This window comes from Paenibacillus konkukensis (assembly GCF_023523925.1).
Lineage (GTDB): Bacteria > Bacillota > Bacilli > Paenibacillales > NBRC-103111 > Paenibacillus_S > Paenibacillus_S doosanensis.
Window position 1 is genome coordinate 5,444,998 of sequence record NZ_CP027059.1, and the last position, 22,888, is coordinate 5,467,885.

The window sequence follows — 22,888 nt, forward strand, 5'->3', positions numbered from 1 at the left end:
TCATTTCAAGATTTTTGTTGTCAGCATATAGACGCCGGTGAACATAATAGGTTGCATGGCATCGGGGATTTATTACCTGGCATTGATTTTAAAGAGAAATTTGTTCAGTTGACGGGGTATAAAATAGGGTACTCCCCCCCTTATCCAGGAACCGTAAAAGATACCGTCGTGCCTTGGCCCGGAACACTGTGGACGTGCAAGCCGCGCCCATACAGTCGGACTAATCGGCTATGCGTATTAAACAATCCGATGCCGCGGCGGTCCCGGTCCGCCGGATGGAGCAGCGCCTCCGCTTGTTCGGCGCTCATCCCGATTCCCGTATCGGACACGGAGAAATGGATATGGCCCGACCGTCTTTCGATCCGTACGCGCACGGTTCCGCCTCTCGACAGGCTTAATATGCCGTGACGCACCGCATTTTCCACCAGAGGCTGGAGCGCCAGCGGAGGAACAGGCACCTCAATGCCGTCGGCGATCTCCCATTCCACGCTCAGCCGTTCACCGAAGCGCTGCCGCTCAATATACAAATAATGCTCCACCAGCTTAAGCTCCCGCCTCAAAGGCACCAGCTCGCCTGCCGTCAAGAAGCCGAAGCTGATGCGCAAATATGATGTAAAGGCGTCGGCAAGCTCCTTCATTTTCTCCGCATCGATATCGCTTAGGGCAATGATCGAGTTGAGTGTATTAAACAGAAAATGCGGATGAATCTGCGCCTGCAAATATGCGGCCTCCATGCGCAGACGCTCGTTGATCGCCTGCTTCTGCGACGCGAGCGACCAGGCGCGATACAGCAGCTCCGGCCCGTCTACGGGCTTGGTGACATAATCGTTCGCCCCGGCGAGAAATCCCGCGTACACATCCTCCGGCATGCTGCGGGCCGTAAGCAAAAGAACCGGCAGCTCATACAGGGTGAACCGCGTTCGAATATGCTTGGTCAACTCGTATCCCGACATGCCGGGCATCATAACATCGGCGATGATAAGGTCCCATTGCCCGCCGTGCAGCTTGTCCAACGCTTCGCGTCCGGAGCGGGCCGTGTCGATATGGTAAGATTCGGCCGACAGCAATTGGACCAGCACCTTCAAATTGACCGGATCGTCGTCCACCGCAAGTACGCGGATGCTGGTAGGTTTTGCCGCGAGCAGAGGAGCAGGCTCGATATCTCCGGCGTGATAGACAGGGGGAACCAGGGTGTCAGAGCCCGCGGCTGCCAGCTTCCGGACCGAAGTCGGCAGTTCTTCGTCCAAGCCGTCCACAATGGAGACGGGCGGTGGAGCCGCCTTGCCCGCAACAGGCAGAGCAAAGCTGAACTCGCTGCCCTTGCCCGGCTCGGATCGGAGCAGCAGCTTGCTGCCGTGCAGCTCGATGAGCTCTTGGCAGATGCTGAGTCCCAAGCCTAATCCGCCTCTGTCGGAATGGCCCTGCTCGTAGCGTTGAAATATGCGGCTTTGCAGCGCTTCGTCCATTCCTGTCCCGGTATCCCGGACATAGATTCGCACTTGTCCTTCGCATTGCTCCGCGCCCAGTTCGACCAAGCCTGCTTCCGTGAATTTGAGTGCATTATGCGCCAAGTTGATCAGCACTTGCACGAGCCGCTCTTCGTCGGCATAGACAGGCGGCAGATGCTCCGGAATGCTCGCGCGCAGCTCGACGGCCGAGCCTTCGGTCAAAAACCGCAGCATATCTGTGACACCGGCGGCCAGCGACTGCACCTGAACTTCCTTCCAATGCAGCTTAACCTGCTTGTCCCGCAAACGGACCACATCGAGCAGATCGTTAAGCGTATGCGACATGCGGCGGCCGATCTTCACCAGGAGCTCCATATCCCGTTGGGCCTGCGTATCCAGCACCTGCTTTTGCCTTTTTAGCACACTGCCGGCGATGTTGATGATGCCGTGCAGCGGCGTGCGCAGCTCATGCGACGTGTTGGCCAGAAAGCGGTCCTTCAGCCGGTTAGCCTCGGCGAGCTTCACGTTCAGCTGCTCATTTTCTTTATAATGATGAAAATACTTGATAAACCAATGCGCCGAAAAGCTGGTAATTCCCATAATAATGTCGATCGGATAAAACATAAATTGCGAGGTTGCGGCGTAATACAAAGCGCCCCATATCATATTGTTGAGAACGCAGATGACGGCAAAAAGCAGGAAAAACGCGCCTTCTATCCGGTTCATCACCATTTTTATGAAATAATAGGCAGTCCAAAGCGCAGGAAAATAATACCAAAGCATAAACTGCTTTTTCTCAAGCGAATAGAGCACGGCTTCTTGGGGACCGGCTGCAATAAATAGCGTGTAGCCCGCCAGCGAGGCGGCGTAACTCCAGAATAGAACGCCTTTGTGCCGGGCTCCGTAGAAGTTTCTTCCCATCAGCAGAAGGAAAAAGGCGAACCAGATGTAGGAAAGCGCCCGGAGCTTGATCTCCCAGGCGAATCCGGCCTCGAACAGCTGGAATGCGAGCTTGCTGTGGTAGGTTCCAATGGTCAGCGCGGCAACGGTCATCGTCAGGAAATAGGCGGTAAACCCGGCTTTGCGGCCGTTCATAAAGTAGAGAATGAGCGCGTACAGCGCATGAAGCAAAAAAATCGTAATCGTAATCAGCTGAAGCGCAGCGGAATAAGAGTAGATGCGGCTGACGGCCGCCTGCGTACCGAATTGGACGGAGCGCACGATACCGCCCAGCGTCGGCGATTCATAGTTCGCTGTCCTTACGAACAGATTCAGCTCGGTAATCCCCTCCTGCATAGGCGCATAGGTGATTATGGAGGAGCGGCTCTCTGCGGCATGTCCTTGTTTCGATTCGGACAATTTACCGAACCGAGCGAGCACTTTGCCGTTGATCTCTATCTCGGAAGCGGTGTTCACCGCTTGAAACCATAAGCTGACGGGCTCGGTCAGCGGCTGCTTCAGCTTGATTCGCGCATAGTAAGTTCCATACCCGTAGCTCCTCTCACCGAACATGGCGTTCCAATTTCCCGGCACCGGCAGAAGCCGACCGTGCGCTGCCTGGTCCATATTGCCTGAGCCTACCCACTGCTCCGGGCAAAATTGCCACTCCCCGTCCAGCGGAAGGGGGCGCGAATTCTCCAGCGCTATGCCGCGCAGATCCAGCAAACCTTGCTGCAATTTGGGAGTATCCGGCTGCGACAGGCCGTCGTGCCAGAGCCAGCGCACGGTGACCAGAAGGGCGGTAAGCAGCACCATGTATATGATGTGAAGCGGCTTCATCTTCTGTTTGGGCAGCATCGTCATATCGTTTATAACCTCTTTTGCTGATAATGTGTGCGCAGCGGAACGTTCAGGCATGTCAAGCCGAGCCTCCCCGTTACGCTGGGAGGGACTCCAAGTCATTCTATTATATCTTATCCGCAGCTCTCTACAGCATATTTTGATTCCAAACGGCGGCGGTCGCTTCTTGCACCAATCGGGAACTATTTGCGTAAACGTTATTACAACCTTTTCTTTGTTGGCTGGTCAGCAGCTGATCGGCTTCGTCTTCTCCGATATAAATCCCACAGACTTCCCATTAGAAAAGCCGTTTATGATCATTTCATTTTAAATATTTGTAATTAAACATAACATATTTAACGATAAAATGGATTAATTTGGATTTATATGTTCGATAATATTACATTTATATGACGTGATATCAAAATGTAAACGGTTTTATTTTCATTTTTTTAAAAGAAGCTCTTGCAATCCTGCTGAGGATGCACTACAATGAAACTAGCAATTGCGAAAACGTTTTTTCAAACAAATGTACAGTTCCAGAATGTTCCTTTTATTATTATAATGCGAATATTGTAAAAACGTTATTACAAGGCAAATGGGAGGAATGGACGCAGCTGTGACGAACAAGGAAATCACGATAAAGGATGTAGCGAAGCAGGCCAATGTGTCTGTAGCAACCGTATCTCGCGTCCTCAACGGACGGGATCGGGTAAGCGACGCGACCCGCAAGAAAATATTGAAGATCATCGAGGAGCTGAATTTTGTGCCCAGCACGATGGCCGCCTCAATGGTTAAGAAAAAGACCAATATGCTTGCCGTTGTCGTCCCGGAGATTCAGAACCCCTTCTACACCGCGGTCATCGGCGGGACGGTAGAGATAGCCAATAATGAAGGCTTCTTCACGATTGTTATCTCCACGAACGGCAATGAGACGGAGGAAGAAGAGTTTTTCGAGAGCTTCCTGAGTAAGAACGTCGACGGGATCGTGCTGATCGGCACGCATAGGGAGGCCGGGTTTTACCGGAATATTCGCAAGCCGACGATTCTGGTCGATCGCTATATCAATGACAGCGGGCATGACGGAGTGTTGATCGATAACTACCGCGGAGCTTACGAGGCTACCAAGCATTTTGTGGATTACGGTCATGAGCGAATCGCGATTATTGACGGGGAGCATGATTTTAACGATGGGAAGGATCGTTATTGGGGCTATCGCCAAGCGATGCTTGAAGGAGGTCTGACTCCCGATCCGAAGTACCATAAGCAAGGGAAATGGCTTGAAGAGGACGGCTACCGGTTTGCGATGGAGCTGTTGCAGGCGGAGCAGCCGCCGACCGCGATATTTGCCGCCAACAATGTCATCTGCAAAGGCGTGATCAGGGCCGTTCGCGACTTGAACCTGCAGATCGGCGAGGATATATCCTTGATCGGTTTTGACGAAAATGAGCTGGCGCAGTTCGTACAGCCCAGAGTGACCGTCGTCGCCAGACCGACGAGAGAGATGGGGGTTCAAGCGGCGGAAATGCTCATCCAGAAAATCAAGGGAGAGCCCAAAGAACAGGCGAAGCCGAAAAAAGTCATACTGGATGTTGAGTTGATGAAGTACGGCTCGGTCAAAAAGCTGAAGTGAGGGGGAGCTATGGCGAATATTTTGGTAGTGGGCAGCATGAACATGGATATTGTTACGCAGGTGGAACGTCATCCCGTTCCCGGCGAAACGATTCAAGGACGCGAAACCGGCTTTTTTATCGGGGGCAAAGGGGCTAATCAGGCGGTTGCCGCCGCCCGTTCCGGGGCATCGGTGGCTATGGCGGGAGGGTTGGGTTCGGATTCCTTCGGCCGCGACATTCGCAAGAAATTGGCCGAGGACCGGATTGATCTTCGCTTAGTCGCCGAGAAGCCGGCCGCGACCGGTGTCGCATTGATCGCGATCGATAAGGCGGGCGAGAATAACATTATTCTATCCGCGGGCGCTAATGGAGCATACGGGGAAAAGGATGTCGACGGATTGCATTTGTCCGGATATGACGCCATCCTGCTGCAGAATGAAATTTCCCCGGCGGCAAGCCGAAGGATGCTGGATAGAGCTGAGGAGGCGGGCATCCCCGTATTTATGAACCCGGCTCCGATCGCCGGATTTGACCGCGCCGACTTAAGCAAGATCAGCTTCCTGATCGTCAATGAAATCGAAGCGGAGGAGCTGAGCGGAATCCGAATCGACGGGATCGGGAAGGCACGGCAGGCAGGTAAGCAATTGCTGGAAGCGGTTCCACATCTGGTTATCACCTTGGGCGGCAAAGGCTCCCTCTATATGGACCGGGCCGGAACGGAGATCGAGACGCCTGCGTTCGCGGTTCATGTAGTGGATACGACGGCGGCTGGAGATACGTTTATAGGGGCGTTCGCCGCAACGTATCTAGCGGGCGCGGAGCTGGCAGAGAGCTTGCGCTATGCCACCGCAGCTTCGGCGCTCGCCGTGTCCGCCGCGGGCGCGCAAAGCTCGATTCCTCCGGAAGAGCAGGTACGGGCGTTTCTGGAGAATGAGGAGTCAGCGGCGGGGTAAAAGACCGGTGAGAAAACGGACGAAGCAAGCCGAAAAGGTCTGAAGAAGGGGATAGCAACGACCGGAAGACGTTATTCGCTTATATCGCCGGCGTCTTTCAACAGCTTTTTAGAAAAAGTGGGACTCCCGCAATTTCCGACTTTTACAAATTAACGCTTAGACTTAATAAAGTATCCGGTATTCTTTCGCAATGACATGAGGAGGAGGGCGAATGATGAGCAAACCGGTTTTGACGATGGAAGGCATCAGCAAGGAGTTTCCAGGGGTTAAGGCGCTGACGGATGTCAATTTCGAGCTGTATCCGGGCGAGGTGCACGCTCTGATGGGAGAGAACGGTGCGGGCAAATCGACGCTGATGAAGATTTTGTCCGGCGTATACGCGCCGACGCAGGGAACGATAAGGCTGAAGGGAGCGGATGTGACGTTCCGCAATCCGCTCGACGCCCAGCGGCAGGGGGTGTCGATCATCCACCAGGAATTCAATTTATTCTCCAATTTGTCCGCAGCCGAAAATATTTTTATCGACCGGCCGGAGATGGTCGGCCGTTTCGGACGAATTGAGTGGTCCAGAATGTATGACGAAGCGCAGCGGCTGGTTAATTCCATAGGCGGAGGCGATATCGATGTCCGCAGGGAAGTCCGGCATCTCGGAGTCCACAGCCAGCAGGTTATCGAGATCGCTAAAGCGCTCTCCTTTCAGGCGGACGTGTTGATCATGGATGAACCGTCGGCGGCTCTGCCGGAGAACGAAGTGCAGAAGATGTTTGATGTTGTAAACCGGTTACGGAATCAAGGGGTGGCTATTGTTTATGTTTCCCACCGGATGAAGGAAATTTTTGAAATCGCCGATAAAGTCACGGTGCTGCGCGACGGAACCAAAATCGGTACCCGAAGGATCGATGAGGTCACGGAGCAAAGCTTGATTCAGATGATGGTCGGCAAAGAAGTGAATCAGCTGTATCCGGTGCGCGAGCAAGCGCCCGGCGACGAGGTTGTGCTGCAGGCGGACAAGCTGTCTCTCGATGCCTCTCACCATATTTCATTTGAACTGCGGAAGGGAGAGATTCTGGGGCTGTTCGGTCTTCCGGGCTCCGGCTCGCACACGGTCGCCGAGCGGCTGTTCGGTCTAAAACGGGGAACCGGCGACATCAAAATGAACGGCACCTCGGTAAGCATTCATAGTCCCGGCGAGGCCAAATCCAGGAAAATCGCCTATGTGCCGCCGGATCGCCACCGCCAGGGCATCATTAAACCGATGTCCATCCGCCAAAATTTGTCGCTGCCCATCCTGCCTCAGCTTTCCAAAGGGATCATGCTCGATCAAGAGCGCATTCGGCAGCTGAGCGGGGAGTATATGGAGAAGCTGCGGATTAAGGCGCCCGGCGACGGGCAAAGCGTCGATTTCCTGAGCGGCGGCAACCAGCAGAAGGTTGTCATCGGGAAGTGGCTTGCGGCCCGGCCGGAAATTCTCATTCTGGAGGAGCCGACACGAGGCGTCGACGTCGGAGCCAAGGCGGAAATTTACAGCATTATTCATCAGCTGGCCGGGGAAGGGCTGAGCATTCTGCTCATCTCCTCGGAAATGCCGGAGGTTATCGGGCTGAGCGACCGCATCCTGGTGTTGTACAAGGGCGAGATCGTACACGAATTCGCCCATGGCGAGGCGGACCAGGAGCAGCTGCTTCAGCGGGCCTCGCATCCGCGCTTGGAAGGAGGCACCTTATGAAACGCATATTCCATATTCATGAAGCGCCGATCATTATATTCACGCTGGTTGTCACTGTATTGTTTGCCGTCATTTCGCCCGATTTCTTTCATTTCGATAATGCCAAGCTGATTCTGGATCAAAATATCTCGATGTTTATCGTGGCGATCGGGATGACGATGGTCATCCTGTTGGGCGGAATCGATTTGTCGGTCGGCTCGGTGCTGGCATTGACGGCAACGTCCGTGGGGTTGTTTCTCAGCCACGGCATCAGCCCTTGGCTGGCCTCCTTGATGGGCGTATGCATCGGCATGCTGTGCGGCGCCGTCAACGGATATTTTATTGCGGTAAGGAAGATTCCGGATATCATCGTTACTTTGGCCACGATGTATATTTTCCGAGGCATTGCGGTCGGGATCAGCGGCGGGACGTGGATGACCAATTTTCCGGAGGGCTTCCGTTTCTTCGGTCAAGGCGAACTGCTCGGCATGTCCTTTCCGCTGCTTGTCGCGATCATTCTCATTGCCATCTTCATCTACTTGCTGAAAGGTACCCGGGCGGGGAGAAGAATTTACGCCATCGGCGGGAACGGCTCCGCAGCCAAGCTTGCGGGCATCAGCATAGCGAAAACGAAGTTTACGGTATATGTGCTTACCGGATTGCTGGTCGGGATCGCCTCGGTTATTTTCGCTTCCAAGGTAGGCAGCGTGCAGGCCTCGACTGCGGGCAACAGCTTGTCCTTCGAAGTGATGGCGGCCGTGCTTATCGGCGGGGGAAGCATCTTCGGCGGCGTAGGTACGGTAGCCGGAACGATGATCGGCGTGCTCTTTATGGGAATGATCAAAAACGGACTGATAATCTCTAAAGTATCCCCGTTTTGGGTCGATGCTACCACCGGTTTTCTGATTATTCTGGCAATTTCTATTAATACGATACAGCGCGTCCGACAAAGCAAAAGCAAAGAGGGGGATTTGGTATGAGCGCATGGGCAAGCCGGTTTTCGCTCCAATCGAATAAATTACTTGTTCAGCTGCTGCTGCTGTTCGTCATTCTCGTCTTGTTCAGCTTCTTGTCTCCGTATTTCTTGTCCGTAACCAACTTTATGAACGTGCTGAACCAGATGGTTGAGGTGGGGCTTATCGCAATCCCGATGACGATGATCATTATATCGGGCGCAATGGATCTGTCGGTCGGCTCCATTCTGGCATTCTCCGCGGTTTGCATGGGGGTCGCTTACCAGCATGGCGTCAATATTTGGGTCAGCGTGCTGATCGGTCTGCTGGCGGGTCTGCTGTGCGGGGCGGTGAACGGCTATCTGATCGCGAGGCACCGGATGCAGGCAATTGTCGTTACCATCGGGATGCTGGTCATGCTTCGAGGTCTTGTATATGTGATGAACGAGGGCAGGCCGATTAACGGATTTCCCGATTCGTTCTACTTTATGGGCCAGCAGTATATCGGCGGCATTCCGTTCAATGCGATTTTCCTGGTGGTCATGTTTCTGATTGCGAATTTTGTAATGAAGAAAACGAGATTCAGCACTTATGTGTACGGCATAGGGAATAATGAGGAGGTTGTGCGCTACTCCGGCATTTCGGTCGTGCGCATCCGATTCATCCTGTTTATGCTCAGCGGATTGTTCTCGGCTTTGGCGGGTGTTTTCCTGGTGTCTCGTCTGGCAAGCGCGGAGGCGACGTCGGGTACCAATATAGAGCTGGACGTTATTACAGCTACATTAATAGGAGGCACGCATATTTTCGGGGGGAGGGGGAGCTTGTCGGGCACGTTCGTCGGTTTGCTGATCATCGTGTTTTTGCGTAACGGCTTGAATTTGCTGGGCGTTTCCGTGCTTTATCAGGCCGTCATTTTGGGCGCGCTGCTGCTGCTTGCTGTAGGAAACAAAAAGTTCAATGGAGAGTGATACCTATGAGAAAAATGACATTGACATTGTTAACGGGCGTACTGGCTTTGAGTTTGGCGGCTTGCGGAAATACCGGAAATCCTCAGGCAAGCGCCGGCGGGGATAAGGGCTCTTCGGCATCGGGGGAAAGAACGTACTTTATTAACCCTAAGTCGATCGGTCCCGCCTATTGGGCGGCGGCGGAGAAGGGAGCTAAGAAAGCTGAAGCGGATTTGAAAGTCAAAGTGTTATTCAATGCCCCGACCGAAGCGGACTCGTCCAAGCAAATTAATATGATCCAGGATATGCTGACGCGCAAAGTGAACGGCATCGGCGTATCGCCTAACGATGCGAAAGCGGTCGGCCCGGTGTTCAAGAAGGCGGCCGGCCAGGATGTCAAGATCGTTACCTGGGATAGCGACGCTCCGGACACGGACCGCCAATATTACGTAGCTCCTGCGACGGATAAAGAGGTTGGAGAACTGCTGGCCAAAACGATCGGGGAAGAGATCGGCGGCAAAGGTCAGGTCGCATTCATGGTAGCCGGACTCGGCTCGCAAAATCAGATCGCCAAATCCGATGCGGCCAAAGCGTATTTCTCCGCCCATTACCCGGATGTGAAGGTGGTCACGACCGTATCCAGCGACGACGATCAGCAGAAGGCGTACGCCAATGCGCAAAATCTGATCAAGACGTACCCGGATTTGAAAGGAATTATCGGATTTGCAGGAGGCGAACCGCCTGCGGCGGCCGAGGTTGTCGAGCAAGCGGTCAAGGCAGGCACCTTGAAAAAGAATCAGATCGCCATTACGGGCATTGCGGTTCCAAGCGTAGTGAAAAATTATATTAAAAACGGCACGATCAAAACGGATATTATTTGGGACCCGGGCAAGCTGGCGTATGTCACGGTCTATGCGCTCGATCAGCTCGCTCAAGGCAAGGAAATCAAAGACGGCATGGACATTCCGAACGTAGGCGCCGTCAAGGTGGACGGGCCCAATATATTTATCGGCACGCTGGAAGTAACAGGAAGCAATGTAGACAGCTTCGACTTCTAGAAGCCTTGTGAAAAAAGAGCGGAGGATCAAATGGACGCCGCAGCGGACTTTTTCACCACCCTTCTAGAAATCCGGTGAAAAAGCAGACTTCGTTAAGCGAGAGCAATCTGGAGAAGCGAAGCGTCCGGCTAACAACCGGCCGATGCGCCGATAGGGAATTGGAACAGCGACGGGGGCGGGAACCCCTATCGGCGCAAGCCGCCCATAACGACACCGTTCCACCCGTCATCATAATGCGAGGAGGCAGTATACATGCAGCATAAGGTACCGATTGAACCATTGACACAGCAAGCTTTTGCCCCCTACGGCAAAGTCGTCGATCTGCCGGAGAGCGATCCGTCCAAGGCCGGAGACGGCTGGGATTGCTGGAGCTATATTCAAATGCTGGACGTCCACGAGCCGATCGGCTTCGGTCTGGTCGTGACCCGGCGGCGCGAGTTCGTCGTATCCGCCATGGAAAGACATGTCAGCCGCGAAGAGCTGCTGCTCGCCTTCGACCGGGAGATTATACAGCCGGTAGCGCGATGCATCGATATCGACGATCCGGAGGAGCATCCCGATCCGTCTACCGTCAAATGCTTCCGGATCAAGCCGGGTCAAGCGATCGTCATCCACCGGGGAGTCTGGCACAGCCCGGCCTATCCGGCATCGGACGACGCCCGCTATATGTTCGGCATTGAGAAGAAGAAAGACAAATTCGGCGATGAAATGATTCGCCCGTGGGTCGATTTTATAGGCGGAGATACCATTCGGTTTGAATAACGCAAGCAGGCTTAGCAACGTGGCGAATAAGTGGCCGGCGAGTCGATAGAGAATTGGAACAGCTAGTGGAAACCTATATCGACCGCAGGCCGCGACTAAATCGCTACCGTTGTAGAAGCCCGGTGAAAAAGCGAGCTTCGCTAAGCGAGAGCGATCGGAAGATGCCTTCGCATGTGCAGTGGACATTTTTCACCACACTCTTAGAGAGGGATGAGAAGATGAACCAAGAGAAGCAGGTTATGGAGTGGATCGACAGCCATCAAGAGGAAATTATTCAATTTTTGCAGCAGCTCATCCGAATTCCGAGCGTGAACCCGTGGTTTTTTGACGAACCGGGGCCTTCCAAGGAAAAGGATCTGCAGGAGTTCCTCGCCCGCAAGCTGGAGGGCTTGGGCGCAGACATCGAAATGTGGGAGCCGGTCGCGGATGAACTGAAGCCATATGAAGGGATGGCAGGCTATTATCCGGGGAGAGATTTCACCGGCCGGCCTAATCTGGCGGCGACGTTCGGCAAAGGAGCCGAAGGCAAGTCCTTGTTATTATTCGGTCATATCGATGTAGTGAAGGCCGGCACGAAATGGACGGTCGATCCGTTCGAGGGCGAGATCGTCGACGGCAAGATGTACGGGCGGGGCACCGTCGATATGAAGGGCGGCGTCGCAGCGATGATTATGGCCGTCGAGGCGGTCATTCGCAGCGGTTTCAAGCTGAAGGGGCCCGTTGTCGTCGGAACCGTAGTCGACGAGGAGGCCGGGGGCATGGGAGCGCTCGATTTCATCCATCACGGCTATCGGGCGGACGCCTGCATTTTGACCGAGCCGACATCGCTGACGATTGCTCCGCTATGCCGGGGCATTTTATGGGGGAAAATCAAGGTGCAAGGACGCAGCGGACATATCGAGATGCCGCAGGCGGATTGGCGGGACGGAGGTGCGGTGGACGCGATCAAGAAAGCCCGCTATATTCTGGATCAGTTCGACCGCTTAAACGAAGATTGGGCGGCAAGCAAAACGCATCCGTACTTGTCGATCCCGTGTCAGGTCCATATTGCGCAGCTCAATGCCGGCGAATACCCGACTTCTTTTGCCAATGAAGCGGAAATTGTATTCAATGCTCAATATTTGCCTTCGGAGCGCGATGAGAAGCTGGTAGGCGGCAACGTGAAGAAGGAGTTGACGGATTTTCTGCGCCAGGTAGCCGAATCCGATCCGTGGCTGAGCGAGCATATGCCGGAAATCGAATGGCTGGTCGATGCGGACTGCGCAGAGACAGACGTCGCTCATCCGTTCGTGCAAACCTGCGTGAAGTCCCTGCAGGCAATCGGAGAAGAAGGCAGGATTGAAGGACTCGGCTTCCATACCGATATGGGCTGGCCGGTCAACGTGGGCATTCCGACTATCAACTTCGGCCCCGGCGATCCGAGTCTCGCTCATCACAGCGATGAATTTACCCCTGTGGCCGAGGTGATTCAGGCGGTCAAAATGATGGCCAAAACGATCATAGACTGGTGCGAAATCGAGGAGGGATCGAATCAATGAAAATCTTGTTTATCGGAGAATCGTGGGTCGTTCATATGATTCATACGAAGGGCTATGACAGCTTTACTTCAACCAAGTACGAGGAGGGAGCGACGTATTTGCTGTCATGCCTGCGCGAGCGGGGGATCGACGTCACCTATATGCCGTCGCATGAAGTGCAGGTACGCTTCCCCCGCACGCTGGAGGAGCTTAGGGCATATGACGCCATCGTGCTCAGCGATGTAGGCGCGAATACGTTCCTGCTCCAGAATCCGACCTTTTATCAAATGCAGATCATTCCGGACGCGCTGGAGCATATCCGGCAGTTCGTCGCCGAAGGCGGTGGCCTTCTGATGATCGGCGGCTACTTGACCTTCATGGGCATCGAAGGGAAGGCGAATTATAAACGTACGGTGCTGGCCGATGTCCTGCCCGTGATCATGACGGACGGGGACGACCGCGTAGAAATGCCGAGCGGCTTCGCTCCTTCCGTATCCGGCTCGCATCCGCTCGTTGAAGGCTTGGGAGAATGGCCCAAGCTGCTCGGCTACAATAAGCTGGTGGCCAAGCCGGACGCAGAAGAGCTGCTCAGCCATGGCGGCGATGCGATTCTCGCGGTAGGGACGTACGGCCAAGGGAAAACGGCGGCTTTCGCCAGCGATTGCTCTCCGCACTGGGGCTCGCTGGAGTTTATGAATTGGGAGCATTATCCGGCATTCTGGTCCAATCTTATTCATTATTTGAAATAAGGGGAATTTATATTCTGCATAAGCGATCGGTCATGGACGTAGAATCCATGGCCGATTGTTATTTTTTTCTATATCGGTTTTTGATATACTTGACAGTGTCGGGATTGCATCCAACCGGAGCTGATACCCGATCTGCTGCAAAGTCGTTATGTTTGGCCTATGACCGCGCTTTGATTCCTAAGTGAACAGAGACAAGGAGGATTTCAAAATGAAAAAAACGATGGAGTATCTTCATCAAAAGAAACGAGACGGCCGGAAAATTACGATGCTTACCTGCTACGATTACCCGACGGCCCAATTGCAGGATGAGGCGGGGATCGACGTCATTTTTGCCGGCGATTCCGTGGGCACCAACCAGCTTGGATACAAGCGGGAAACATCGGTAACTTTGGACGACATCATTCATCATTTAAAGGCCGTCCGCAGAGGCGTTGAGCATGCCTATTTGCTGGCGGATATGCCTTACCGTACCTATGAAAACGCGGATACGGCGTTGGCCACGGCCCAAATGCTCCTGCGCAATGGAGCGGACGGCGTGAAGCTGGAGGGCTTGCACGAAGAGATTGTCGCTCATTTATATAACCAAGGCATAGAGGTATGGGGACACCTCGGGTTTAACCCGCAATATCATGAAAAAGCCGCCGTGCAGGGAAAGACGTACGACTCGGCGAGAGTGCTGGCGGAGAGCGTACGCTCGCTTCAAGCCGCCGGAGCGTGTATGGTGGTGCTGGAGCTGATACCTGAAGAGCTCGGCAAAATCATTACGGAGCAAGTGACGATTCCGACGATCGGGATCGGTGCGGGGCGATTTACGGACGGGCAAGTGCTTATCGTGCATGATATGCTCGGGATTACCCCGCGCGAGCTGCGGCATTCGAAAAACTACGGCCATGTAGGCGAAATCATGCTGAAGTCGTTTCAAGAATACGCAAGCGAGGTGGAAGCCGGCGCGTTTCCGAACGTTTCCAATGTACGCCATATGAAAGCCGAGGAGCTGTCGCAGCTCATGCGGCATTACGGTATAGAGTAAGTAAATAGAATGCAGTATATTGCATATAGCCGAGACAGCCGCTCTTTAGGGAGCCGGCTGTTTTATTTTGGCGGACGGCCGTAATCCGGAAAATGAACATGTAAGACAAAGCTGCCGGTCTCCTCACATGAAGCGGCTGCAAGCGAACGGAACAGGCAGAAGACCATGAATGGGTCCCCTGAACAAAAGCTGATTACCGCTGTTCAATAAAGCGTGCCTTCATTATAATGTCATGAATACGGATGGATTAACGGGCGGTTCCGCCGCCGTCGATGACGAATTCGGCTCCGGTGACATGGGACGACTCATCCGAGGCGAGGAACAACACCATGTTCGACACATCCTCGACCGTGCCGAGACGTCCGGTTGGAACGGCTTGCGCCAGCTCCGATTTGGAATGCTTGGTCGTTTCGGAAGCGTACGCGACCATCCCCGTATCGATATAGCCGGGATGAATGGAGTTTACGCGCACGCCCTGTGCCGCATATTCAATCGCCGCGTCCTTGGTCATAATCCGGACGGCCCCTTTGCTTGCTCCGTACAAGACATGTCCCGACGCTCCGATGAGCCCGGCGACGGAAGAAGCGTTGATCACCGAACCGGCCTGCTGCTTCGCCATCACCGGCATGATATGCTTCATTCCCAAGAAGACGCCGGTCACATTGATCGACATCAGGCGATTCCATTCTTCCAGGGTGAGCTCGGCCAGCGGCTTAATAATATAAATGCCTGCGTTATTAAACAAAATGTCTATTTTGCCGTATTGTTCTACGGTTTGCGATACGATCCGCTGCCACTCGTCTTCCTTGCTCACATCATGCGCCATGGCGAGCGCAGCGCCCCCGGCGTTCTTGATTTCCTCCGCCGTGGAATTGGCACTGTCCGGATTGATGTCGGTGACTACGACTTTAGCGCCTTCCTGCGCAAAACGAAGCGCGGTCTTTTTGCCGATTCCGGTGCCTCCGCCTGTAATTACAGCTACTTTTCCTGCCAATCTAGCCATACTGTAACGCCTCCAATTCAAGTTTGGGTCTGCCGCAGCACGGTCTTCCCATAGCTTTATTATAATCCTCTTAATGCTTGAAAAATATGTAAAGATATTAAGCGTTGGTTAAGCACCGCTTAAGGAAACGCTGCGCCGCAAAGTATTCGCAGGCTGTCTTCCTGCAAGAAAGTCAATATCTTTCATGTTTCTCCTATTTCATTTGCAGTATTGTGAAGGAGATTTCTTTTATCTTATTGGCTATGTTCAATTTAAATGTTGAATTGCTGAAGCAAATTCCAACCGAAGTGTTCCAAGGTATCGTCGAAATGGACGAAACCTATTTTCTGTTCTCTGAAAAAGGCGAGCGTAATATCGTTGAACGTAAACCAAGAAAGCGCGGCGGAAAATCCAAATATCGTGGCAGCAGAAAACGACCGAGCTTGCGTTCTCGTAGCCCGTGACCGTCAGAAGATGACCTACTCTGGCGTTCTTGGAGGTGGGCGTATTAAGACAAAGAAGTTGGATGAAGCCATTGGCGGACATCTATCCGACTCGAACGTGCTTTGCACGGATTCGCTGAGGGCATTCAACTCTTATGCGAATTCAAAAGGTTTGACTCATTACCGGTTCCGGTTCAAATCCGATGGAAAACAGCGCGTCAAGGTCGTTTACCATATCCAAAACGTAAACAGCTACCACAGCCGCTTAAAGAAATGGATGGACCGCTTCAATGGTGTTGCAACCAAAACACGAATAAAAAGCTTCGGCTGTCTGCTTATTCTTGTTAAGCTAACGGGCAGAATAGTTCCAATATGTGGTATTATGGTAATGCAAAGATCGTAGTATGAATAGGTGAAATTACGAGGATTTGGTTGCACTTGGTTCGGTCTTGAAGAAATTGCCGCAGATGAAATAAAGTATGTTGTTACAATAACTGAGTATCAAAATCAGTTAGTCATTATTCGGAATAAAAAAGGAGACCTTTGGGAGTTGCCTGGAGGTAAGAGGGAAAATGATAACTTTGAGATAACACCCTATGGAGAAATGTAAAAAATGTGAGAATTGGATTTTGGAGGTCGAAACGATGATAAGTGTTAGAACAATGACAGGTGCTTTTCTTTTCAATAATGATGATGTTTTAATGCTGAAACGTTCGAGTATTAAAAAGATTGCGCCAGGCTTATGGTCGTGTGTCGGAGGTCATGTGGAAGCTCATGAGTTCAACTCGCCAGTAATTTCATGTTTTCGTGAAATAGCAGAAGAGACGGGAATTTTGCAAAATGAAATCAAAAATCTAACTTTGAGGTATATATTGCTTCGACAAAAAGAAGATGAGCTAAATCAACATTATATTTTCTTTGGTAATTCGATCACTAGAAATGTTATTAATTGTGATGAAGGAGAATTACAATGGGTAAAAACTTCGGAATTGTCGAACCTACAAATGTCTATGAGCTTAAGACTAATGTATGAGCATTATCAACAAAACCCAAAATCTTACAATATATGGACGGGGACTTACGGTGATGGAAAGATGTTATGGGGACAGTTGTTAAAGTAACGGGTACGTTATCACCACTTGTTTTGGTAAAGATACGTCCCACGGGCAAGATAGCTAAATGACTTCGCGAATACTTTTTGAGACGGAATATTCACGAACTTCGATTATCACGTGATGTGAAATCACAGTAATATAATAAGTTAACATTTGAGGGATTGGCACAAAACTTGGGATTAGATATCGAGACGTTTGAAGATCTCAGGGAAAGGCATTTTGCTAGAGAAAATATTGAGAATTTAATGTCCGTCATTAGTGAGAAATTTTATGATTTTGATTATTCTTTACCGGGTGGGGAGTCTAATTCTGAATGCCAGAATAGATCGATATCAGTGATAAAAAACATATTAAAAGAACACTCTGGGAAAAAAATAGCTATTGGAACACATGGACTTGTAATGACATTGATGATGAATTATTTTGATTCAAGTTATGGTTTGGATTTTTTAAATCAATTAAAGAAACCAGATATTTATAAATTAAGTTTTGAAAATTTAGAACTAAAAGAAGTAATAAGATTGTGGAATGGAGATTTTTGATTAAGCTAAACGGGTACGTTAGCTCAATAAACCGCCGTCAAGGCGGTTTTCTTATGCTCAAAAATCAATAAATGTATCCTTTATTATAGTACTTCTCCTTTTGTTTCTCGTGGTAGTCGCGGCGCGGCGAATGGTCGTAACTTTGCAGAAGTGGCAGCTATGCTGACATCAGGGCGCCGAAAACAGGTATGCCAAGGGGTATGAATATATTATATAATTCAGTTAATAGAAAGATGAGGTGTCATCATGGCGATGGAACAAACGGCGGCCAAGAAGGCCGCGATCGGACGAAAGGAAATGCTGCTGATTACCGCCGTAGCCCTCGGCACGCTGCTTAATCCGCTTAATACGACGATGATTTCCGTCGCTTTGGCCCGGCTGCAGGAGGAGTTCCGGCTGACGTTCGCCGACGTATCCTGGCTCATTTCCACTTATTATTTGGCCAGTGCGATCGGGCAGCCGCTGATGGGCAAGTGGAGCGATCTGTTCGGCCGGAAGAAGGTATTTATGCTCGGGCTGCTGCTCGTAACATTGTCGTCGAGCCTGGCTCCGCTCTCTCCCGGCTTCGGATGGCTGATCGGCTTTCGAATCATTCAGGCTCTGGGCAGCTCGGCCTTGTTTCCGTCCGGCATGGGGATGATCCGCTCTCAGATCACCTCCAATCAAGCGAAGGCGCTCGGCATCATATCGATTTTTTCCAGTACCTCAGCTGCATTCGGCCCCTCGCTGGGCGGACTTTTGCTGCATTACGGAGATTGGCCTCTGATTTTCCTTTGCAACTTTCCGTTTATTGCCGCTTCCTTCATCCTGGCATGGAAGCTGTTTCCGAACGATCCGAAAACGGCCGGACGGGCCTCCGATATGGATTGGCCCGGGGTTGCGTTATTTTCCGCGACGATTTTCATGTGGCTGCTGTTTTTCTTGTCGCTTGCGGACGGCTTCAGCTTATGGAAGCTCATCGTCAGCGCAGGGGCGTCGTTCTGGCTTTACCGGTACGAGCTTAGCCGGAGCAAGCCGTTTATCAACGTCGCTTTTTTACGGAAAAATATGAATGTGACCCTCATCTATGCGCAGTTCATTTTGACGAATATCGCGTTCTATTCGATCATGTTCGGGATTCCGTCCTACTTGCAGCGCGTGCAGGCGATGGACCCGCAGAAGACGGGGCTTGTCATGCTGTCGATCGCCGGTTTTAGCGTAGTGGTTACGCCGCTGGTCAGCCGCTGGATCGACAGGAGCGGCTCGAAGCCGCCGCTGACGGCCGGAACGGCTCTGGTGGTGATCGGCAGCTTGCTGATGCTGATCATTCGGGATCAAGCCAGCCCGGTTACGATCTTCCTCGTGCTCTGCGTGCTCGGGATCGCCAACGGCTTCAACAATCTGGGGATGCAGACGGCGCTGTACGATTGCGTAACGAAGGAAGAGACGGGAATCGCCTCCGGGCTGTTCATGACTTCGCGTTTTATCGGGACGATCCTCTCATCCAGCTTGCTGGCGGCGCTGTTCGGCAAAAATATTACCACCTCGCACTTGCATAGCATGGCGTGGGTATGTGCGGTACTCGGCGTGCTGATGCTTGTCTTGACGCTGCGGATGCCGGGCAGGGAACGCGTCAAGAGCGGTTAAACGACAACTGGCTGGCGGCTTTCCCGGCAATGAGCCGGAGCAGACGGCATGAAGCCATGCGGCCGATCGCCGCGAGGTTACAAGATGCAAAGAGGGACATGCGATAGGCAGGTCCCTCTTTGTATTGCTATACTTTAAAACGTTCGATAAGCGTCTGCAATTGTTCCGCCATGTTCGATAGCGAATGAGCCGATGCGGAGATTTCCTCCATGGAAGCCAGCTGTTCCTCGCTTGCTGCCGACACTTCCTGAGAGCCCGATGCGGTCGTTTCGGCCGCCTCCGTGATGAGCTTCATCGAATGCACGATTTGCTCGGTGCCTGCCGCTATTTGCTGGGCGGAGGACGATACTTCCTGGATTTGGTTGCTGACATCGCTCACGGAGCTGCGGATTTGCCGGAAAGTGTGCCCTGCGGTATGAACCGCTCCGATGCCTGCCTCGACTTCTTGGGTGGCTGCTTTCATCGAGCCGACCGCTTGTTTCGTTTCCTCCTGAATCGAGGAGATTAACTCCGCAATTTGCCGCGCCGACGCTGCCGACTGATCCGCCAGCTTGCGGACTTCGCCGGCGACGACGGTGAATCCGAGTCCGTGCTCTCCCGCTCTTGCCGCTTCGATTGCCGCGTTGAGGGATAAAAGATGGGTCTGGGCGGCGATTTCCGTGATCACATCGGCAATTTGGCTTATTTCCTGCGAACGTTCTTCCAGACCCTTGATAACCCCGGCTAGGCCGTTCACCGTGGATTGAATCGAATTCATCTGATCGACGGCGGTCTTGATGGTCTGTCCTCCCTCGGAGGCCTTCTCGTAGGCTTCGACAGCCGTAACGGAAGCTGTTTGGGCGTAATGGGCGATCTGCTGCACGCCTTCGGACATGTCGCCGACGGTACGCGAGGTTTCGTTCACGGTTTGAAACTGCTTGTCTACATTGGTCGCGGCCTGCTGCATCGTAACGGAAATTTGCTCGGTCGCTCTCGTCGTTTGTTCGGCGCTTGCCGTCAATTGTTCCGCCGAAGCGGCCACTTGCTCCGCATTGGAGCCGACCTGATAGATCAAATCGCGGAGATTATGACACATTTGATTGAACGATGCGGCTAAATCGCCGATTTCGTCCCGATTTTTTATGTGAATAGGCTTGGAGGTAAGATCTCCCGAAGCGACCTTCTCGGCCGTTCGCGCTATCGCGACAACCGGCTTGGAGATGATCCGGCCTATGTAGAAGGCGATAATGACGCCGAGCAGCACGGCCAATAACCCCATCAGCATCATCCACTTTTTAATAGAGGTAACCTTGGACGACGTTTCTTCATTGCCGTTCTTTAAGATGTTTTGCTGGAAGGTTGTAAGCTCGTCGATTTTTTTATCGAACTTCTGGATCGTGTCGCGGCCTTCCGTGAGCAGAAGGTTGGTGTATTCCTCCGTTTTGTTTTGCTGCTTCAATTGAATTTCCCTGTTCGCCAGTTGATAATATTGCCCTTCCAGCTGATCCATCTCTTGAAACAGCTTCTTGGCGTCGGAGATGACGATAATGTCTCCCAAAGCTTTGCTCATGCTTAAATATTGGCTGTGACTGTCGTTAAAGCTCTTCAGCGCCGCTTCGTCGCCGATCAGCAAGTATTCGCGAAGCTCGGCCTGTTCCTTTTTTATCGCCCAATTCAATTCCTGGATCATAATCAGCTTTTGGGCTTTATCTTCGATTAGTACCGTATAAGAACGGTCCACCGCTGAAATTTGGAAATAAGCGATCGTTACTGTTATCGCCAGAATAAATAATACGACAAAAAATCCGGCGAACATTTTTTTACCGATAGATAGCTTCATTGCAAGTTCCCCTCTCTTGTTGTTTCGGGTCGTTTACTATTGGATAGCGGGAAATTCCGTTTTTTGTTAATCACTCCGCTTCTATCGAAGTTGCTTACATCATAGAGGATTAGGCCTTGAGAATCAGTGAGTGAAATCACAAATGGTTAATTTATGAAATTGTTATAGTAGATTATAGGTCTAATAACCTGAAATTACAAATTTTGAGCGTTGGGTTTAAGAGAAAGAAAGACAAAAGGATCATGATGACCTTTATGTACATAAATCTAACATTCCGGAAGGCGTTCGAAGCTCGAACGGCGGATTTTGCATCCCTCAAGCTCGATTATGTCACGTTTGTGTCATATTAATTTATGAACACCCTTTCATCAACCAAATGAATCCATATAAATCGCTTACATTTACTTGGGATATTTTCTTGAAATGAATTGTGTTATTTATATTGACATCCCTTGAAGTTATCCTTTATTATTAATATCAATGGAGAATATAACCGGAAAAATAACATATTTTCTTAATAAAATGCGGTTTTTCCCTTGGTAAACGATAATAAATGCCTTTAATTAATTCACTGAAGAAAATAAAAGGGAGATGGCCAGTGAAAAAGCATGATCAGGATTTTATGAAACGGCAAAACCGGTTGACGGTCTTCGAAATCATCAAGCATCAGCAGCCGATCTCCCGCGCTGCTATCGCCAAGCAGACCGGGATGAGCCCCACAACGGTAAGCCGCATTGTAGGCGAGCTGACGGAAGAGGGGTATTTACTGGAAACGGAGCAAGTATCCGCCGGGCTCGGCAGGAAGTCGACGCTGCTGGCGATGGTGGATGCCGCGGTGCTGTCGGTCGGCGTCGAGCTGGACCGGCACCAGATCAAGATCGGCATTGTCGATATTCAAGGCAATGTCGTTGCCGGCGACACCTATCCCCGGTCTGCGGATGAAAGCGCGGAGGTTACGCTTAAGCGCATCGGCGCCGAGATCGATCGTCTGACGAAATCGAATCAGATCGACTGCGCCCGCTTGATCGGCATCGGCATCGGACTGCCGGGGATTGTGGACAACGATACGGGAGTCGTGATCTTCTCCGTGCAGCTCGGATGGAAGAACGTTCGTCTGGCCGAACGGCTCAAGGAGATTACCGGTTACGATGTCGCGATCGACAACGAGCTGAAGGTGAAGGCGCTTGCCGAGCATATGAAAGGCGCCGCCATCGGATCGAACCGTACCGCTCTGCTCGGCTTCGGCAACGGTGTGGGCTCCGCGCTTATCGTCGACGGGGAAATTTATCGGGGGAAAACGAACAGCGCCGGCGAAATCGGACATACGACGATCGACCCGAACGGGATGATGTGCGATTGCGGGAAGGCGGGCTGCCTTCAAACGTTTATCAATATTAACTCGCTGCTGTCGGAGGCAAACAAGATTCGCCCGGTCCGCTCCATTGAGGAATTGTTCGAGGCAAGGCGCGCTGGGGAGCGCTGGGCGGTCTATTTGGTCGAACGCGCGCTGATGTACATGGCGATTACGATAAATAACGTCGTTTGCATGTATAACCCGGACAGCGTTATTTTAAGCGGCGAGCTGGCGGACAAATTCCCGGAAATTTACGAGGAAGTGGTCGAGCTATGCTTTACAAGATTCGTGTGGGAGCCGCTCAGAGGGACCTTCGCGATTATGCGGTCGGAGCTCAATGAGCAGGGCGTCGTAATCGGCTCGGGTCTGATGTCGCAAAACTGCTTTTTCGCGCTGGAGTAGCGAGTAGCGGCGGCTTGCCGCACGAGGCTTCGGTATCGGATGAATGAAGCCGGTTAAGAGGCAGGATGGAGCATCGAATTGCAAAGGTGAA

The 22,888-nt window shown here is 52.0% G+C and carries 18 protein-coding genes and 1 pseudogene; 16 read left to right on the forward strand and 3 right to left on the reverse strand.

What is annotated here, in order from left to right; genetic code table 11:
• Positions 1-140: 140 nt before the first annotated feature.
• Positions 141-3,305 (reverse strand): hybrid sensor histidine kinase/response regulator, encoded by a 3,165-nt coding sequence (locus tag SK3146_RS23725; RefSeq protein WP_249861086.1) that lies wholly within the window; start codon positions 3,303-3,305, stop codon positions 141-143.
• Between the two features lie 529 nt (positions 3,306-3,834).
• On the opposite strand from SK3146_RS23725, the gene SK3146_RS23730 reads away from it, so the two are divergent.
• The 10 genes from SK3146_RS23730 to panB all read left to right on the forward strand — a co-directional run bounded on the left by SK3146_RS23730 (position 3,835) and on the right by panB (position 14,514).
• Positions 3,835-4,860: a LacI family DNA-binding transcriptional regulator gene (locus SK3146_RS23730; RefSeq protein ID WP_249861087.1), complete on the forward strand. Its 1,026-nt coding sequence runs from the start codon at positions 3,835-3,837 to the stop codon at positions 4,858-4,860.
• Positions 4,861-4,869: 9 nt separating this feature from the next.
• On the forward strand, positions 4,870-5,793 hold the full coding sequence (locus SK3146_RS23735; protein WP_249861088.1) for a ribokinase: 924 nt from the start codon (positions 4,870-4,872) through the stop codon (positions 5,791-5,793).
• A gap of 211 nt (positions 5,794-6,004) precedes the next feature.
• Positions 6,005-7,519 carry a sugar ABC transporter ATP-binding protein gene (locus SK3146_RS23740; protein WP_249861089.1) on the forward strand — a complete coding sequence of 505 codons (1,515 nt, stop codon included), beginning with the start codon at positions 6,005-6,007 and terminating at the stop codon, positions 7,517-7,519.
• Positions 7,516-8,478: an ABC transporter permease gene (locus SK3146_RS23745; RefSeq protein WP_249861090.1), complete on the forward strand. Its 963-nt coding sequence runs from the start codon at positions 7,516-7,518 to the stop codon at positions 8,476-8,478. Before SK3146_RS23740 ends, SK3146_RS23745 begins: the two co-directional genes overlap by 4 nt.
• Positions 8,475-9,419 carry an ABC transporter permease gene (locus tag SK3146_RS23750; RefSeq protein ID WP_249861091.1) on the forward strand — a complete coding sequence of 315 codons (945 nt, stop codon included), beginning with the start codon at positions 8,475-8,477 and terminating at the stop codon, positions 9,417-9,419. Before SK3146_RS23745 ends, SK3146_RS23750 begins: the two co-directional genes overlap by 4 nt.
• Positions 9,420-9,424: 5 nt before the next feature.
• Positions 9,425-10,456, forward strand: coding sequence for an autoinducer 2 ABC transporter substrate-binding protein (locus tag SK3146_RS23755; protein ID WP_249861092.1), 1,032 nt, complete (start codon positions 9,425-9,427; stop codon positions 10,454-10,456).
• Between the two features lie 252 nt (positions 10,457-10,708).
• Positions 10,709-11,218 carry an ureidoglycolate lyase gene (locus tag SK3146_RS23760; RefSeq protein ID WP_249861093.1) on the forward strand — a complete coding sequence of 170 codons (510 nt, stop codon included), beginning with the start codon at positions 10,709-10,711 and terminating at the stop codon, positions 11,216-11,218.
• A 218-nt stretch (positions 11,219-11,436) separates the two neighbouring features.
• Positions 11,437-12,756 (forward strand): ArgE/DapE family deacylase, encoded by a 1,320-nt coding sequence (locus SK3146_RS23765; RefSeq protein ID WP_249861094.1) that lies wholly within the window; start codon positions 11,437-11,439, stop codon positions 12,754-12,756.
• Positions 12,753-13,484 (forward strand): glutamine amidotransferase, encoded by a 732-nt coding sequence (locus tag SK3146_RS23770; protein WP_249861095.1) that lies wholly within the window; start codon positions 12,753-12,755, stop codon positions 13,482-13,484. The genes SK3146_RS23765 and SK3146_RS23770 overlap by 4 nt, the downstream gene beginning before the upstream one ends.
• Before the next feature lie 208 nt (positions 13,485-13,692).
• Entirely contained in the window at positions 13,693-14,514 is an 822-nt protein-coding gene (gene panB / locus SK3146_RS23775) for a 3-methyl-2-oxobutanoate hydroxymethyltransferase (protein WP_249861096.1), read from the forward strand.
• A 247-nt stretch (positions 14,515-14,761) separates the two neighbouring features.
• Here the strand turns inward: panB and SK3146_RS23780 are convergent, their stop codons facing one another.
• On the reverse strand, positions 14,762-15,517 hold the full coding sequence (locus SK3146_RS23780; protein ID WP_249861097.1) for an SDR family NAD(P)-dependent oxidoreductase: 756 nt from the start codon (positions 15,515-15,517) through the stop codon (positions 14,762-14,764).
• 266 nt (positions 15,518-15,783) lie between these two features.
• Here SK3146_RS23780 and SK3146_RS23785 point away from each other — a divergent pair.
• The 5 genes and pseudogenes from SK3146_RS23785 to SK3146_RS23805 form a co-directional block, all read left to right on the forward strand.
• Positions 15,784-16,246: pseudogene (locus SK3146_RS23785) on the forward strand (IS1595 family transposase); the annotation flags it as partial.
• A gap of 105 nt (positions 16,247-16,351) precedes the next feature.
• Positions 16,352-16,549 (forward strand): NUDIX hydrolase, encoded by a 198-nt coding sequence (locus SK3146_RS23790; RefSeq protein WP_249861098.1) that lies wholly within the window; start codon positions 16,352-16,354, stop codon positions 16,547-16,549.
• 34 nt (positions 16,550-16,583) lie between these two features.
• Positions 16,584-17,060 carry an NUDIX domain-containing protein gene (locus tag SK3146_RS23795; RefSeq protein ID WP_249861099.1) on the forward strand — a complete coding sequence of 159 codons (477 nt, stop codon included), beginning with the start codon at positions 16,584-16,586 and terminating at the stop codon, positions 17,058-17,060.
• A 155-nt stretch (positions 17,061-17,215) separates the two neighbouring features.
• Complete coding sequence (locus SK3146_RS23800) at positions 17,216-17,596, forward strand: histidine phosphatase family protein (protein WP_249861100.1); 381 nt, start codon at positions 17,216-17,218, stop codon at positions 17,594-17,596.
• 246 nt (positions 17,597-17,842) lie between these two features.
• The gene (locus SK3146_RS23805; RefSeq protein WP_249861101.1) at positions 17,843-19,222 is read left to right on the forward strand and encodes an MFS transporter; all 1,380 of its coding nucleotides are present in this window, start codon (positions 17,843-17,845) and stop codon (positions 19,220-19,222) included.
• 127 nt (positions 19,223-19,349) lie between these two features.
• Here the strand turns inward: SK3146_RS23805 and SK3146_RS23810 are convergent, their stop codons facing one another.
• Positions 19,350-21,041 carry a methyl-accepting chemotaxis protein gene (locus SK3146_RS23810; protein ID WP_249861102.1) on the reverse strand — a complete coding sequence of 564 codons (1,692 nt, stop codon included), beginning with the start codon at positions 21,039-21,041 and terminating at the stop codon, positions 19,350-19,352.
• A 598-nt stretch (positions 21,042-21,639) separates the two neighbouring features.
• Between SK3146_RS23810 and SK3146_RS23815 the strand changes: the two genes are divergently transcribed.
• On the forward strand, positions 21,640-22,797 hold the full coding sequence (locus SK3146_RS23815) for an ROK family transcriptional regulator (RefSeq protein WP_249861103.1): 1,158 nt from the start codon (positions 21,640-21,642) through the stop codon (positions 22,795-22,797).
• Positions 22,798-22,888: the final 91 nt, after the last annotated feature.